The 15,439-nt window shown below is 70.7% G+C and carries 11 protein-coding genes and 1 tRNA gene; 2 read left to right on the forward strand and 10 right to left on the reverse strand.

Features of this window, described 5'->3' with window-relative positions; translation table 11 throughout:
* Positions 1-24: 24 nt before the first annotated feature.
* The 9 genes from ACTZWW_RS08775 to ACTZWW_RS08815 all read right to left on the reverse strand — a co-directional run bounded on the left by ACTZWW_RS08775 (position 25) and on the right by ACTZWW_RS08815 (position 11,268).
* On the reverse strand, positions 25-2,370 hold the full coding sequence (locus tag ACTZWW_RS08775; protein WP_444780569.1) for a putative bifunctional diguanylate cyclase/phosphodiesterase: 2,346 nt from the start codon (positions 2,368-2,370) through the stop codon (positions 25-27).
* 74 nt (positions 2,371-2,444) lie between these two features.
* Positions 2,445-5,147: a valine--tRNA ligase gene (locus ACTZWW_RS08780; protein ID WP_444780570.1), complete on the reverse strand. Its 2,703-nt coding sequence runs from the start codon at positions 5,145-5,147 to the stop codon at positions 2,445-2,447.
* A gap of 116 nt (positions 5,148-5,263) precedes the next feature.
* Positions 5,264-5,980: a PopZ family protein gene (locus tag ACTZWW_RS08785; protein WP_444780571.1), complete on the reverse strand. Its 717-nt coding sequence runs from the start codon at positions 5,978-5,980 to the stop codon at positions 5,264-5,266.
* Positions 5,981-6,096: 116 nt separating this feature from the next.
* Entirely contained in the window at positions 6,097-7,488 is a 1,392-nt protein-coding gene (locus ACTZWW_RS08790; protein WP_444780572.1) for a TolC family outer membrane protein, read from the reverse strand.
* A 235-nt stretch (positions 7,489-7,723) separates the two neighbouring features.
* A complete protein-coding gene (locus ACTZWW_RS08795) occupies positions 7,724-8,392 on the reverse strand; it encodes a protein-L-isoaspartate O-methyltransferase family protein (protein WP_444780573.1) in 669 nt (222 codons plus the stop codon).
* A 368-nt stretch (positions 8,393-8,760) separates the two neighbouring features.
* Positions 8,761-8,834: transfer RNA gene (locus tag ACTZWW_RS08800), tRNA-Cys, on the reverse strand.
* A gap of 113 nt (positions 8,835-8,947) precedes the next feature.
* Positions 8,948-10,060, reverse strand: a complete 1,113-nt coding sequence (gene hppD, locus ACTZWW_RS08805) for a 4-hydroxyphenylpyruvate dioxygenase (RefSeq protein WP_444780574.1) — start codon at positions 10,058-10,060, stop codon at positions 8,948-8,950.
* A 63-nt stretch (positions 10,061-10,123) separates the two neighbouring features.
* Complete coding sequence (maiA, locus tag ACTZWW_RS08810; RefSeq protein ID WP_444780575.1) at positions 10,124-10,753, reverse strand: maleylacetoacetate isomerase; 630 nt, start codon at positions 10,751-10,753, stop codon at positions 10,124-10,126.
* Positions 10,750-11,268 (reverse strand): MarR family winged helix-turn-helix transcriptional regulator, encoded by a 519-nt coding sequence (locus ACTZWW_RS08815; protein WP_444780576.1) that lies wholly within the window; start codon positions 11,266-11,268, stop codon positions 10,750-10,752. The genes maiA and ACTZWW_RS08815 overlap by 4 nt, the downstream gene beginning before the upstream one ends.
* Before the next feature lie 165 nt (positions 11,269-11,433).
* On the opposite strand from ACTZWW_RS08815, the gene hmgA reads away from it, so the two are divergent.
* The gene (gene hmgA / locus ACTZWW_RS08820; RefSeq protein ID WP_444780577.1) at positions 11,434-12,804 is read left to right on the forward strand and encodes a homogentisate 1,2-dioxygenase; all 1,371 of its coding nucleotides are present in this window, start codon (positions 11,434-11,436) and stop codon (positions 12,802-12,804) included.
* Positions 12,805-13,058: 254 nt separating this feature from the next.
* On the opposite strand, the gene ACTZWW_RS08825 is transcribed toward hmgA, so the two are convergent.
* Positions 13,059-14,168 (reverse strand): TRAP transporter substrate-binding protein, encoded by a 1,110-nt coding sequence (locus ACTZWW_RS08825; RefSeq protein ID WP_444780578.1) that lies wholly within the window; start codon positions 14,166-14,168, stop codon positions 13,059-13,061.
* 65 nt (positions 14,169-14,233) lie between these two features.
* Here ACTZWW_RS08825 and ACTZWW_RS08830 point away from each other — a divergent pair, with 65 nt between their 5' ends.
* Positions 14,234-15,241, forward strand: a complete 1,008-nt coding sequence (locus ACTZWW_RS08830) for a fumarylacetoacetate hydrolase family protein (protein ID WP_444780579.1) — start codon at positions 14,234-14,236, stop codon at positions 15,239-15,241.
* Positions 15,242-15,439 lie beyond the last annotated feature (198 nt).

A 15,439-nucleotide genomic window follows, 5' to 3' on the forward strand; every position in this document is an offset into this window, starting at 1 on the left:
CCTGTTACGGCGACCGCCGACCCGTCACGCCGCGTCGCGTGCGCGCTCCGCCAGGAACGGCGCCACCGCGCCCGCGGGCATCGGGCGGCCGAAGAGCCAGCCCTGGGCCTGGGCGCAGCCGCGGGCGGCGAGGAAGGCGGCCTGCGCCTGCGTCTCCACGCCCTCCGCGGTCACGGCGATCTCCAGCGCGCGGCCGAGCTCGATCACGGCTGACGCGATCGCCGCGTCGTCGGGATCCTCGATCAGGTCGCGCACGAAGCTGCGGTCGATCTTGATGTCGTCCACGGGGAAGCGCTTGAGGTGCGTCAGCGAGGCGAAGCCGGTGCCGAAGTCGTCGAGCGCGATCCGCATGCCGGCTTCCTGGAAGGCCCGCAGGATCGCCTCGACCGCCTCCCCGCCCTGCCCCAGGAAGACGCTCTCGGTCACCTCGACGTCGATGCGCTCCGCCGGCACGCCGGCGCGGGCGAGCTGGGCGAGGACGCGCGGCGCGAGGTCCGGCCGCCGGAACTCGGCGGGGGCGAAGTTGACCGCGATCCGCCCGCAGGCGAGGCCGGCCTCCATCCACCCGCGGACGTCGGCGCAGACGCGTGCGCGCATGCGCTCGCCGATGGCGATCGCGAGCTCCGGGTCCTCGAAGGCGGCGGCGAAGCCGTGGGGCGTGACGACCGTCCCGTCCGCGCGCCGCCAGCGGGCGAGCGCCTCGAAGCCGGTGACGCGGCCGGTCTCGAGGCTCACCTTCGGCTGGTAGTGCGGCTCGATGGCATCCGCCCCGAGCGCCTCCGCGACGTCGCGCAGCAGCGTCACCCGGCGCTGGAAGCCCTCGCGCAGCCGCGGCTCGTAGACGACGACGCGGTTGCGGCCGCCCTGCTTGGCCGCGTAGAGCGCGAGATCGGCGTCCTTGACGAGCTCGCCCGGCGCCGTGTCGTGCTCCGGGCACAGTGCGAGACCGATGCTGATGCGCCCGACGAGGACGCGATCGCGAAAGAGGACCGACGCGTGCATCGCCCCCAGGAGGCGCGTCGCCGTCCGCTCGGCCTCGGCTCGGTCGGCCCGCGCGAGGACGACGGCGAACTCGTCGCCGCCGAGCCGCGCGACGACGTCGTCCGGCCCCACCTCCGCGGTCAGCCGCCGGGCGACCTCGACGAGGAGCGCGTCCCCGGCATCGTGGCCGAGCGTGTCGTTCACCTCCTTGAGCCCGTCGAGGTCGAGGAGAAGCAGCGCCGCGCCCGTCTCGCCGCCGCTTGCGCCCTCCCCCTGTTCCCGCCCGGCGTCGGCGGCGACCCGAGCGGCCGCGCGTGCGGAGATCGTGTCGAGCCTGGCCTGGAACTGCGCGCGGTTCGGCAGCCCGGTGAGCGCGTCGTGGTTGGCGGCGCGCCAGACCCGGCCCTCCGCGAGCTTGCGCTCGGTGATGTCGACGACGGCGGCGAGCAGCGCCGCGCGCCCGTCGATATCGATGGCGGAGGCCGCGAGCAGGACGTCGCGCTCCTCCCCATCGGGCCGGCGCAGGCGCGTCTCGAAGCCCTCGACGCGCCCCTGCGCCGTCACGGCCGCGACGAAGCGGGCGCGGTCCAGCGGGTTGGCGTAGAGGTCGGGCGTCGACCAGACCTCGCTCGCCCGCTCGCCGAGGAAGCCGCGTCCCGCGTCGTTGAGCGCGAGCACGCGCCCGCCCGCGCGCTCGGAGACGACGAGCGGGATCGGCACCGTGCGGAACATCCGCTCGAACATCTCGCGGCTCTGGGCGAGCTCGCCGTTGGCGTGCCGCTCGCGCTGGGTGGCCGCCCACTCGAGCCGGCGCAGCCTGTTCGAGCGATTGACGACGAGCAGCAGCGCCACGTTCAGCATCAGCAGGCCGAGCGCGAGACCGAGCGTCGTCGTCTTCACGCCCGGTGGCCCTTCGCCGAGCACCGAGAAGCCGACGAGCATGCACAGCGACGCGACGGCGCCGGTCGCGAGCGCGGTGCGGAAGTGGTTGGGCACCACGAGGTAGAACATCGTCGGCAGGACGACGACCACGAAGAGCGCGAGGTCGGACCGCGCGGAGACGAGGAGCCCTACCGCGAGCGAGACGACGATCTGCCACAGCACGATCGCATGCCCCAGCCGGCCGCTGTGCTGGAGCCTCAGCACGGCCGCGAGGCAGGCGAGCGAGGCGAGGATCGTGGCGAGCCGCGCGGGCACCGCCACCCAGAAATGCGGATCGCCGGCGAAGCGCCAGTCCGAGACCAGGAACAGCGTGTTGACGATCGCCGACGCGACCAGGAACAGCCGCGCCTGCCGGGCGGTCTCCGGCAGGCGCTCGGTCCGGAAGGCGGCTTCCGTACCGGGATCGCGGAACTCTCCGCTGAAGGGGCTGAGCGCGTAGGCCGACATGACGGCTACGCTTCGCACGCAGCAGTGTAATGGGCGTTAACACCACCCATGCGCGGATGCGCAAGCCCGATGGGTCATCCCTGCAACCGGGCCAGCGCCTCCGCCACCTTCGCCTTGCGCGCCAGCGTCTCCTCGAGCCGCTCCCGCATCTCCTCGACCACCTCTTCCTTGGCGTTGGCCAGGAAGGCGGGGTTGTCGAGCTTGGCGCGGGCCTTGGCCTCGTCCTGCGCGAGCTTGCCGTCCTCCTTGGCGAGGCGGGCGCGCTCGGCGTCGAGGTCGACGACGCCCTCGAGCGGCAGCGCCGCACTCTCGCCCCGCACGACGAGGAGGATGCTCGCCTTGGGCGCGGCGTCGGCCGTCCCGATCTCGGAGAGGCGCGCGAGGCGCCGGATCATGTCCGACCACGCCTCCGCGCGGGCGCGCACCGCGGCCGAGGGCGCGATCAGGAGCAGCGGCACCTGCGCGCCGCCGGGAACGCCGGTCTCCGAGCGCGCGGAGCGGATCTCGGAGACGAGATCGACCACCCAGCCGATCTCGGCCTCGGCCGCCTCGTCGCGCAGCGCCGCGAGGTCCGGCCACGCGGCGAGCGCGAGCACGGGCTCGTCGCGCGCCGGGCCGTCCGCCCCCTTCACCGCCCACAGCTCCTCGGTGATGAAGGGCATGAACGGGTGGAGCAGCTTGCACACCTGGTCGAGGAGGAACGCCGCGGTGGCCCGGGTCTCGTCCTTGGCCGGACCGTCCTCGCCCTGGAGCACGGGCTTGGCGAGCTCGAGATACCAGTCGCAGAACACGTTCCAGGTGAAGCGGTAGGCGGCCGCGGCGGCGTCGTTGAAGCGATAGGCCTCGATCGCCGCGCCGACGTCCGCGAACGCCCTGGCGCATTCGGAGAGCGCCCAGCGGTTGAGGGTCTCCTCGACCGCCTTCGGGTCGAAGCCGGCGACGCGCGCACAGCCGTTCATCTCGGCGAAGCGCGCGGCGTTCCAGATCTTGGTCGAGAAGTTGCGGTAGCCCTCGACGCGCGAGACCGCGAGCTTGATGTCGCGCCCCTGCGCCGCCATGGCCGCGAGCGTGAAGCGCAGGGCGTCGGCCCCGAACTGGTCGATCAGCGAGAGCGGGTCGATGACGTTGCCCTTCGACTTCGACATCTTGGCGCCCTTCTCGTCGCGGACGAGCGCGTGGATGTAGACCGTGTCGAAGGGCACCTCGTCCATGAAATGAAGACCCGCCATCATCATCCGGGCGACCCAGAAGAAGATGATGTCGAAGCCGGTGACGAGGGTGCTCGTGGGGTAGTAGCGGGCGACCTCCGGCGTCGCGTCCGGCCAGCCGAGCGTGGAGAACGGCCAGAGCGCCGAGGAGAACCAGGTGTCGAGCACGTCCTCGTCGCGGGTGAGCGCGACCTCGCGGTCGTGCTTGTCGCGGGCCTGCGCGCGCGCCTCGTCCTCGTCGTAGGCGACGAAGACGTTGCCCTCCTCGTCGTACCAGGCCGGGATCTGGTGCCCCCACCAGAGCTGGCGCGAGACGCACCACGGCTCGATGTTCTCGAGCCATTGGAAATAGGTCTTCTCCCACGTCTCCGGCACGAAGCGGGTGCGCCCGTCCTTCACGGCCGCGAGCGCACGCTCGGCGAGCGGCTTCACGTTCACGAACCATTGGTCGGTGAGGTACGGCTCGACCACGACGCCGGAGCGGTCCCCGTGGGGCACCGCGTGGACGTTCGCGACGATCTCGACGAGGAGCCCGCGCGCCTCCATCAACGCGACGACGCGCGTGCGCGCTTCGAACCGGTCGAGCCCGTGCAGCGCCAGCGCCTCCGGCTCGGGTGCGGCATCGCGCAGGAAGTCCTCGTTCTCCTCGAGCGACACCCGAGCCGACCGGTCGAAGATGTTGACGAGCGGCAGGTCGTGCCGCTTGCCGACCTCGAAATCGTTGAAGTCGTGCGCCGGCGTGATCTTCACCGCGCCCGATCCCTTCTCCGGGTCCGAGTAGTCGTCGGCGACGATCGGGATGCGCCGGCCGACCAGCGGCAGGATCGCGAACTTGCCCACGAGGTCCGCGTAGCGCTCGTCGTCCGGATGCACCGCCACCGCCGTGTCGCCGAGCATCGTCTCGGGGCGGGTGGTCGCGACCGTGATGAAGCGGCCTGCCTGCCCCTCGATCGGGTAGCGGAAGTGCCAGAGGTGGCCCTTCTGCTCGACCTGCTGCACCTCGAGGTCGGAGATCGCCGTCTGGAACTTCGGGTCCCAGTTGACGAGGCGCTTGTCCTTGTAGAGCAGGCCCTGGCGGTAGAGGTCGACGAAGACCTTCAGCACGGCCTTCGAGAGCCCCTCGTCCATGGTGAAGCGCTCGCGCGACCAGTCGCAGGAGGCGCCGAGCCGCTTGAGCTGGTTGACGATCGCCCCGCCGCTCTCCTCCTTCCAGGCCCAGACCTCCTTCAGGAAGGCCTCGCGGCCCATGCTGCGGCGGTCCGTCCGGTTCTCGGCTGCGAGCTTGCGCTCGACGACCATCTGCGTCGCGATGCCGGCATGGTCCATGCCCGGCTGCCAGAGCACGTCGCGCCCGCGCATGCGCTCGAACCGGCACAGCACGTCCTGGAGCGTGTTGTTGAGCGCATGCCCCATGTGCAGCGAGCCCGTCACGTTCGGCGGCGGGATCATGATCGTGTAGGGCTCGGCGTCCGCACGCTCCGGGCGCCCGGCGCGGAACGCGTCCGCATCCTCCCACACCTTGGCGATACGCCCCTCGACGGCGGCGTGGTCGAACGTCTTGTCCATCATGGGATCGGCCGATCGTATCTCGAAACGGAAACGCGCCCGTGGTGCGCGCCCTCGAGCCCCGGCTAGAAACCGGAGGCGAGCGCGCAAGTCAACGGGTGGCGGAGCGTGCGCGCGGATCAGCGTCCGCGTGATACGCGCTCGATCTCGGCACGTACGAGGCGCTCGACGATGCTCGGCAGGTTGTCGTCGAGCCAGTCCTTGAGCATCGGCCGCAGCATTTCCTTGACGAGATCTTCCAGCGTGCGGCCCTGGTTCGAGAGCACCGCGTGGGCGAGCATGTTGAACGAGCCGCCGACGGCGGCGTCCGTCGCCTCGGAGACGAGGCGCTCCTGATCGAAGGACCGCCGCGGCGGCGGCTCCGGCATCGGTGGCGGCACGTAGGGCGCGGGCCCGTCCGGGACGGGCTCGTCCTCCTCCTCCTCCTCCTCGTCGAAGGCCTCCATCTCCGGCTCGGGCTCCGGCCCGGGAAGCGCATCGAAGTCGGTCTCGGCCTCGAAGGCGGCGGTGCGGAAGTCGATGTCCTCGTGCTCGAGGTCGAGCGGCGAGGGATCGGCCGCGACCTTGGCCACCGGCTCGGCGACGGCGCCGAGATCGAGAACCTCCTCCTCCTCTTCCTCCTCCGCCTCGGGCTCCGGATCGTCCCCGAACATGTCGTCGACGGCGGACTGGGAGTTGCCGGCTGCGCCGTCGTCCTCGGGCTCGTCGACCTCCGGCTCCTCCTCGGGCTGCGCCGCGGACGCCTGGTCGTCGGCGATGATCCGGCGGATGGAGGCGAGGATGTCCTCCATCGTCGGCTCTTCGGACTTGGCGCTCTTGGGGCTGGCCGGGCTCATGAAGCACTCACCGATCACGATTCCACGCGCCGAGCATCGGCCGGCATGGTCAACGAAAGCTTAACGCGAGGGGGCGATGCGGTGCAAAGCGGCTTTCGAAGCGATCCACCGCGACGTCATTGCCCGGACGGGGTCTGCGTCCCGTACCAGAGGCCGTCCACCTGCTCGAAATGCACCGAAGGATCGTACACCTCGACGTTAAGCGCCAGCCGAGGCGGCGCCAGCCGGCCCATCGCCTGAACGACCGAGTAGGCGGCGACCACGCGGTCGCGCTGGGCCGTGATCAGGTTGACGCGCGCGTTCAGGAGCTCCTGCTGCGCATTGAGCACGTCGAGCGTGGTGCGCTGGCCGACGCGCGCCTCCTCGCGCACGCCGGTGAGCGCGGTCTCGGCGGCGGAGACCTGCGCCTGCGCGGCCACGATCTGCGCGGTCGAGGCTTCGTACTGCCCCCAGGCGGCGATCACCGCGGCCCGCACCTGCTCGCGCACCAGGTCCACGTCGAATCGCCGCTGCTGCGCGATCTCCTTGGCCTGGCGCACCCGCGCGGAGACCTCGCCACCCTGGTAGAGCGGCACGTCGAGCCGCGCCACGATCTGGGCGGAGGTCACGCTGTCCCCGGCGATGTTCGAGCTGTAGCGCTGGTTCACGGACCCCTGGACGCCCAGGCTCGGCAGCAGCTCGCCCTCGACGAGACGCACCTGCGCCTGCGCGGCATCCAGAGCGTGGCGCGCCGCGATGATGTTGGGGTTCTCGGCGAGCGCCGTCTGCACCGCGGCGTCGATCGTGCCGGGGATGAGGTTCTGCGGCACGCTGCCCGGCTGGAGCTGGCGCGGATCGACGCCGACGACCCGGCGGTAGATCGCGATGCTCGAGCGCAGGTTGGCCTCGCCGAGGCTCACCTGGGAGCGCGCGGCGGCGACGCGCGCCTCGGACTGGGCGACGTCGGTGCGCGTCACCTCGCCGACGTCGAAGCGGTCCTGCGTCTGCCGCAGCTGCTCGCCCAGGACGTCGAAATTGTTGGTCTGGAGGTTGAGGATCGCCGTGTCGCGCAGGACGTTCATGTAGGCCTGCACGGCCTGGAACAGCACGTCCTGGACGGACGCCTCGAGGTTCTGGCGCGCGGCGAAGACCTGGCTCTCGGCCTGGCGCACGGCGGCGGCGGTGCGGCCGCCGTTGTAGATCGACTGGTCGATCTGCAGCCCGATTCCCCGCGGCGTCAGCGCGGATTCCGTGCGCACACCACGCACGTCGCGCTCGCTCCAGGTGCGACCGATGTCGGCGCTGGCGCTGATGCGGGGGCGATAGCCGGAGAGTGCGCGGGGCACGTTCTCGTCCGTCGCGCGCACTCCCGCCCGCTCCCCGTTGATGATCGGGCTCGCGGTGTAGGCGCGCGCGAGCGCCGATTCGAGCGTCTCGGCGCGCGCCCCGCCACCCGGGAGCACGGTCGACAGTCCCAGCGCGGCGGCGATCAGCGCTGCGTTCCAACGGGCGGATCTGGCGCGGGGCATCACGGGTTTCCTGAACTGGCCCTGCCCGCGTGGCGCGGTATCGTCCCACGAGCTTCGAGCATCACGCTTGGGCCTCGACGTTTGGGCGGCATGGTCGGCGCAGAATACGGTCGCAGCCGAGTCGAGCAAGGAGAAGCGCCACGCCACCGCCATTTCTCCGACACCCGTTGCCCCAAAACCACGCCGGGGACCCGTCCATCCGGCGCCTCCTGCGCGAGACACGCGCCCGGATCGATCAGAAGACGAATCCCGGCTCCTCACGGAACGGCGGCAGCAATGGTGCGGCGGCGTCGAAGATCGCGCGCGATCCGAACGTGTCGCCCGAGCGCACGAACAGGCTCGCGCGGCTCGTGCGGCTGCCGTCGCCGACGATCACGCCGAGCCGCCCGTCCTCCGCGAGGCAGTCGAGCAGCGCCTGCGGGCGCACCTGCGCCGCGCCGTTCACGTAGATGACGTCGAAAGGCGCCGTCGCCGGGCAGCCGCCGTCGAGCGGGCCGACCACGACCTCCACCGATCCCGCCCCATGCTCCGCGAGGAGGACGCGGGTGCGCTCCGCGACGGCCTCGTCCGATTCGAGGATCGTCACCGCAGCGCCGAGCCGCTGCATCACCACCGCCTCGTACCCGAGCGCGCTCGCCACGACGAGCGCGCGCTCGCCCGCGCCGAGGCGCAGGTTCTGCAGCAGGCGCCCGAAGATCATCGCGGGCAGCAGGAAGCGCCCGCCGTCCTGCGTCTGCGCCACGGGGAGGCTCTGGTCGGAATAGGCGAGCGCCTTCGCCTCGTCGGGCGCGAAGGCCTCGCGGGGGACCTCGTTCATGGCCGAGAGGATGCCGAGATCGGTGATGTCGTAGGTGCGCAGCTGGTGATCCACCATCATGCGGCGCACGCGGGCGAAGTCGATCATCGGAGCCTCTCGGATCGGGTCGGCGTCTCACTGCGAACGTCGAGGCTTTTGGTGGATCGGCCCGCAAAAGGCAAGCGGGCGCGGGCGGGCGCGGCCGCTCGGATCGGACGTCCCGCCTCCGGGTACGGACCCGCGCAGGCGACGGGGAGCGCTTCTCCCAAGGGCGGATGATCCTACGGACGAGAAGCGCGGGGTAAGCGGCCGCAGGGTGAGCGGCCGGACGGTGCGGTGTTCCGGTGGGGCCCGGTGCGGTGAGGCCGCGGCCATGCGCCCGGCAGCCGCACGCCCGGCGGATCGTCGTCGGCGAAGACGACGCGGCCGCCCTCGGGCGAGGCGGCATGATCGCGGTCGGTCGTCGCCGGGAGCGTTGGAGGCCTCGCCCGGAATCGAACCGGGGTGCAAGGATTTGCAGTCCTCTGCGTAACCACTCCGCCACGAGGCCTCACCCGCGGCGTGTCCGTCGCGGGCCATCCTCATATCAGCGTCGCGCGCGCGCTGGCAAGGGCGAAAATCCGGAGAGATCGCCCCGCTCCATCGCCCGCACCACGCCGACCGTCACGCCTTCTCCTTGAGCACCCCGCGTCGGATCTGGTCCTCCTCGATCGACTCGAACAGGGCCTTGAAGTTGCCCTCGCCGAAGCCGTCGTCGCCCTTGCGCTGGATGCACTCGAAGAAGATCGGGCCGATCACGGTCTTGGTGAAGCGCTGCAGCAGCACCTTGGTGAAGCCGCCCTCGAGCACGCCCTCGCCGTCGATGAGGATGCCGTCGCGCTGGAGCCGCGCCACGTCCTCGCCGTGCTTGGGCAGGCGCTTGTCGATGCGGGAATAGTAGATCTCGTTGGGCGCGGGCATGAACTCCACGCCCTTCTCGATCAGCGTCTCGATCGTCTCGTAGAGGTCCTGCGCGCCGAGCGCCACGTGCTGGATGCCCTCGCCCTTGTACTCCTTGAGGTATTCCTCGATCTGGCCCGACTCGCCCGCGTCCTCGTTGATCGGGATGCGGATCTTGCCGTCCGGCGAGGTCATCGCCCGCGAATGCAGGCCGGTGAGCTTGCCGGAGATGTCGAAGTAGCGAATCTGGCGGAAGTTGAAGAGCCGCTCGTAGAAGCCGGCCCACTCGTTCATCCGCCCGCGATTCACGTTGTGGGTCAGATGGTCGATGTAATGGAGCCCCGCGCCCGTCGGGTGCGGGTCGCGCTCGCCGGCCCAGACGAAATCGACGTCGTAGATCGATCCCTTGGCGCCGTAGCGGTCGACGAAGTAGATCTGCAGGCCGCCGATGCCCTCGATCGCGGGGATGGCGAGCTCCATCGGCCCGATCTGCGTGCGGGCCGGCTTGGCGCCGAGCTTGATCGCGCGCTCGTAGGCGTGCGCGGCGTCGACCACGCGAAACGCCATGGCGGGCGCGCACGGCCCGTGCTCGGCGGCGAACTTCGCCGCGAAGCTCTCCGGCTCCGAGTTCAGCACGAAGTTGATGTCGCCCTGGCGATAGAGCGTCACGTTCTTCGAGCGGTGCTTCGCCACCGCGGTGAAGCCCATGCGCTCGAACAGCGCCGCGAGCTGCTCGGGCTGCGGATGGGCGTATTCCACGAACTCGAAGCCGTCGGTGCCCATCGGGTTGTCGTCGCTGATCTGCGGCGGCGGGGCGTCGTGCGGAAAGGGACCCATGTCCATCCTCCTCGTGATCTGGTTCGTCTTCGCGAACGTGCTCGCAATCGCGCGACGCGGGGTTCAGGCCGCGTCGGGCTGGTTCTCGGGCGCCGCCGCCGCGAAGGCGGGATGCGCGGCGCAGGCCTCCGCCACGGCGCGGATCCTCGGGAAGGCCTCGAGCGGCACCGAGAAGCGTCGTGCGTTGAAAACCTGCGGAACGATGTGGAGATCCGCCATGCCGGGCGTCTCCCCGAAGGCGTAGGGGGCGGGCGCGATCAGCCGCTCGATCGCCGCGAAGCCCTCGCTCACCCAGTGCGCGTACCAGGCGTCGACGGCCGCCTGGTCCGCACCGAGCCGCTCCTTCAGCCAGCCGAGCGTCGCGAGATTGTTGAGCGGATGGATGTCGCAGGCGACGATCGCGCACACGGCGCGCACGCGCGCCCGCTCGAGCGCGTCATGCGGCAGCAGCGGCGGCTGCGGCCAGCGCTCCTCGATGAACTCGAGGATCGCCGGCGACTGGATCAGGAACGCGCCCTCGTCCGTCTCGAGCGCGGGCACGCGCCCCTGCGGGTGGCGCGCGCGCCAGGCCTCGCCGCGGTGCTCGCCCTTCAGGAGATGGACCGTCGCGTGCTCGTAGGGAACGCCCTTCAGGTTGAGCGCGATCCGCACGCGGTAGGCGGCGGAGGAGCGGAAATAGCCGTGGAGCTTCATCGCGCCCCCTCCGATGCGTCCGAGGGATCGAGGTCGGGCGCGAGGCTGCGCATGCGCGCGTCGAGCCGGTCGATGAGCCCGAACAGCGTCTCGCGCTCGGCGTCCGTCAGCCCGGTGAACACCGCGCGCTCGAAGGCGAGCGCCTCGGGCGCCACCGCCTCGTAGATCCCCCTGCCCTCCCGCGTCAGCGCGAGCAGCTCCTCGCGCATGTCCTCGGCGTTCGGCCGCCGCTCGACGATTCCGCGCTCGGCGAGCGCCGCCACCGCCCGGGAGACCGTCGACTTGTGCATCACCGCGTGCGCCGCGATGTCGCGCGCCGTTCGGGTGTCGAACTGACCGAGCGTGGCGACGATGCGCCATTGCGGAATGGTGATGCCGAAGCGCTCGGCGTAGATCCGCGCCAGCGCGTTCGACACCGTCGTCGCGATGACGTTCAGGCGATAGGGCAGGAAGCGCTCGAGCGTCAGCGCCGGACCGCCGGGCGGCCCGTCGTGCGTGGGAGCGTTCGCTGGCATGTCCGCGAGGGATTCGGCTTGGGGGGAGGTCCGCATCGTTGACAGAAATCGGTTGCTGGTGCAACCATTATGACCATCGCGGCCATCTTGGCAAGGGCAGCATCCGAGCGTGGCGGCTCGCGCGTCGCAATCGCGCCGGGCGCCCGCGCCGCACGGGAGACATCCATGACCGTCCACCAGACCACCGGCTTCACGAGCCCCGACCTCCAGGGCCGGGAGACCGCGATCGTGCCGAACTACATGTCCGGCTTCGGCAACTCCTTCGAGACCGAGGCGCTCGAGGGCGCGCTTCCGGTGGGCATGAACTCCCCGCAGAAGATCAACTACGGCCTCTACGCCGAGCAGCTCTCCGGCTCGCCCTTCACCGCGCCGCAGGCGACGAACCAGCGCTCCTGGCTCTACCGCATCCGTCCCTCGGTGAAGCACTCGCACCGCTACGCCCGCGTGGACCGCGGCTTCATCCGCACCGGGCCGTGCCGCGAGGACACGCAGGCCACGATCGGCCAGATGCGCTGGAACCCGGTGCCGATCCCCGGCGAGGCGCTCACTTTCGTCACGGGGCTGCGCACCATCACCACCGCGGGCGATTCGGACACGCAGGTGGGCATGGCCGCCCACCTCGCCTTCGTGACGCGCTCCATGGGCAACGAGTATTTCTTCAACGCCGACGGGGAATATCTCGTCGTGGCGCAGGAAGGCCATCTGCGCTTTCGCACCGAGTTCGGCGTGATCGAGTTCGGGCCGGGCGAGATCTGCGTCATCCCACGCGGCGTGATCTTCAAGGTCGAGCTCGTGGACGGGCCGGCGCGGGCCTACGTGTGCGAGAACTACGGCGGCCAGCTCACGCTGCCCGATCGCGGGCCGATCGGCGCCAACTGCCTCGCCAACCCGCGCGACTTCCTCACGCCGGTGGCGGCCTACGAGGACGTCGAGGAGGAGAGCTTCCTCTACGTGAAGTGGGGCGGCGACCTGTTCATGACCAAGATCGAGCAGTCCCCGCTCGACGTCGTCGCCTGGCACGGCAACTACGCGCCCTACAAGTACGACCTGCGCCGCTTCGCGCCGGTGGGCGCGCTCCTGTTCGACCACCCGGACCCGTCGATCTTCACGGTGCTCACCGCGCCGACCGAGACGCCCGGCTCGGCCAACATCGACTTCGTCATCTTCCCCGACCGCTGGATGGTGGCGGAGAACACCTTCCGCCCGCCCTGGTACCACCGCAACCTGATGAGCGAGTTCATGGGCCTCGTCTACGGCGTCTACGACGCCAAGCCCGAGGGCTTCGTCCCCGGCGGCTTCTCGCTCCACAACCAGATGCTGCCCCACGGGCCGGACATGCAGGCCTTCGAGCACGCCTCGAACGTCGATCTCGGGCCCACCAAGCTCGCGGGCACCATGGCCTTCATGTTCGAGACCCGCTTCCCGCAGCGCGTGACCGCCTGGGCGGCGGGGCTGCCCGAGCTGCAGGATTCGTACATCGACTGCTGGCAGGGCCTGAAGAAGCACTTCGACCCCACCCGGCGCGAGCCGAAGTGATCTCGAGCGGAACGCAGCGCCCGATGCGTCCCGCTGCCGCGTCTCGCTCGTACCGCGACCGCGACGTCGGCTCTCCCCTCTCCCTCGTGGAGAGGGGCCGGGGGTGTGGGGCGGTCAGAACTGTCTCAACCGGGTCGAAGTCCGACCGTCGTCGTTGGTCGGGACCGGCGCGGCTTTCCGGCACGCCCCCCACCCACGGCCCCTCCCCACGAGGGGGAGGGGAGTCGGTCGGCGCGTGCCGGGAGCGGATCGCCTCACCCCCGCCCGCGGGTGCGGGCCATGAAGTTGTCGAAGGCCAGCTCGTTCACCGGCCACCACAGCAGCGCGTCGTCGCGGAAGGCGCGGTAGCTGTCCCACGAGCGCTTGAACGCCTCGTTGGAGGCCGCCGTCTCGTCGTAGTAGGCGTTCGCCGCCGAGAGCGCCGCCTCCATGACGTCCTGCGGGAAGTAGCGCAGCTCGGCGCCCTTGGAGACCAGCTCCTTGAGCGCGCCCGGGTTCACCGCGTCGTACTTGGCGAGCATCCAGTTGTTGGCCGCCTCCGAGGCGTGGCGGACGATCGCCTGGTAGTGCGCCGGCAGCGCGTTCCAGGCCTCGAGGTTGATGGCGGCGTGCAGCATCGCCCCACCCTCCCAGAAGCCCGGCGCGTAGTAGTACTTCGCCACCTCGTGGAAGCCGAGCTTGAGGTCGTCGTAGGGGCCGACGAACTCCGTCGCGTCGATCGTGCCGCGCTCCAGCGCCGAGTAGATGTCGCCGGGCGCGATCTGCTGGGGCACGACGCCGAGCCGCGCCATCACCTGCCCGCCGAGGCCGCCGATGCGGAACTTGAGGCCGTCGAGGTCGGCGAGGGAGTTGATCTCCTTGCGGAAGAAGCCGCCCATCTGAGCGCCCGAGTTGCCGCAGGCGAGGGAGATCGCGTTCATCGGCGCGAGCACCTCGTTGATCAGCCCCTCGCCGCCGCCGAAGTGCCACCAGGAATGCTGCTGGCGGGCGTTGAGACCGAAGGGCACGCCGGTGGCGAAGCCGAGGGCCGGCTCGCGGCCGAAGTAGAAGTACAACGGGGTGTGCCCCGCCTCGATCGTGCCGTTCGAGACGGCGTCGAGCACCTGCAGGCCGCCGACGATGTCGCCGGGCTTGAAGGTCTGGATGGTGAAATTCCCGTCCGTCGCTTCCGAGACGTAGCGCGCGAACGTCTCCATCGTGCCATAGATGGTGTCGAGCGAGTTCGGGAAGCTCGACTGCATGCGCCAGGTCACCGAAGGCTGGGACTGCGCGATCGCCGGGGCGGCGATCGTGGTCGCGGCGGCGGCGCCGGCGCCGAGCCCGGCGGTCTTGAGGAACGCTCTTCTGTTGGGGTTGGTGGTCATGGGCGGGTCCTTCTCCGGTCGTTTCCCCTGATGGTCAGACAAGCACGAAAGGTGCGCGCTACGCCATGAAATTAGCCTCTCTCAAGCACGGCCGCGACGGCCGCCTCGTGGTCGTCTCGCGCGACCTGACGCACGCCACGGACGCCTTTCCCGTCGTCGCCACGCTACAGGCGGCGCTCGACGACTGGGAGCGCGTGGCGCCGCGCCTCGCGGATCTCGCGGAGAGCCTGGAGCACGGGGCCGTCCCTTCCTTCCGCTTCCACGAGCACGACTGCGCCTCGCCCCTCCCCCGCGCCTATCAGTGGGCGGACGGGTCGGCCTACGTGAATCACGTGGAGCTGGTCCGCAAGGCGCGCGGGGCCGAGATGCCGGAGAGCTTCTGGACCGATCCGCTGATGTACCAGGGCGGCTCGGACGCCTTCCTCGGCCCGCGCGACCCGATTCGCATGGCGGACGAGGCCTTCGGCATCGACTTCGAGGCGGAGATCGCCGTCGTCGTCGGCGACGTGCCCATGGGCGCGACGCCCGAGGTCGCGGCGGACGCGATCCGGCTGGTTATGCTCGTGAACGACGTCTCGCTGCGCAACCTCATCCCGGGCGAGCTCGCCAAGGGATTCGGCTTCTTCCAGGCCAAGCCCTCCTCCGCCTTCTCGCCCGTGGCGGTGACGCCCGACGAGCTCGGCGCGGCGTGGGCCGGCGGAAAGGTCTCGCTTCCGCTGCTCAGCTACGTCAACGGAAAGCCCTTCGGCCGCCCGAACGCCGGCGTCGACATGACCTTCGACTTCCCCCGCCTGATCGCCCACGCGGCGCGCACGCGGCCCTTGTCGGCCGGAACGATCATCGGCTCGGGCACGGTCTCGAACCGGGACGAGGGCGGCGGCCCCGGGCGGCCGGTCGACCAGGGCGGCCTCGGCTATTCCTGCATCGCGGAGGTCCGCATGGTCGAGACGATCGCGACGGGCGAGGCGCGCACGCCGTTCCTGAGGTTCGGCGACAGTGTGCGCATCGAGATGAAGGACGAGGCCGGCCACTCGCTGTTCGGGGCGATCGAGCAGGTGGTGGAGACGGGTTGAGGGAGGAGGAGGAGCAGCAGCGTCTACCCGCTTCGCCATCGCAATCCTTCCCTGTAGGAGAAGGTGGCTCGGCGAAGCCGAGACGGATGGGGCGCGCGGGACGCGCGTTCGGCGAAGCCGAATCTATGCAGGGCCGGACGGCTTGGAGGCGCCCAATTTCCGCTTCGCGGAACGCGCCTTCGGCGCGCCCCATCCGTC

The sequence above is a fragment of the Salinarimonas sp. NSM genome, assembly GCF_052380005.1.
In the GTDB taxonomy this organism is placed as follows: Bacteria; Pseudomonadota; Alphaproteobacteria; order Rhizobiales; family Beijerinckiaceae; genus Salinarimonas.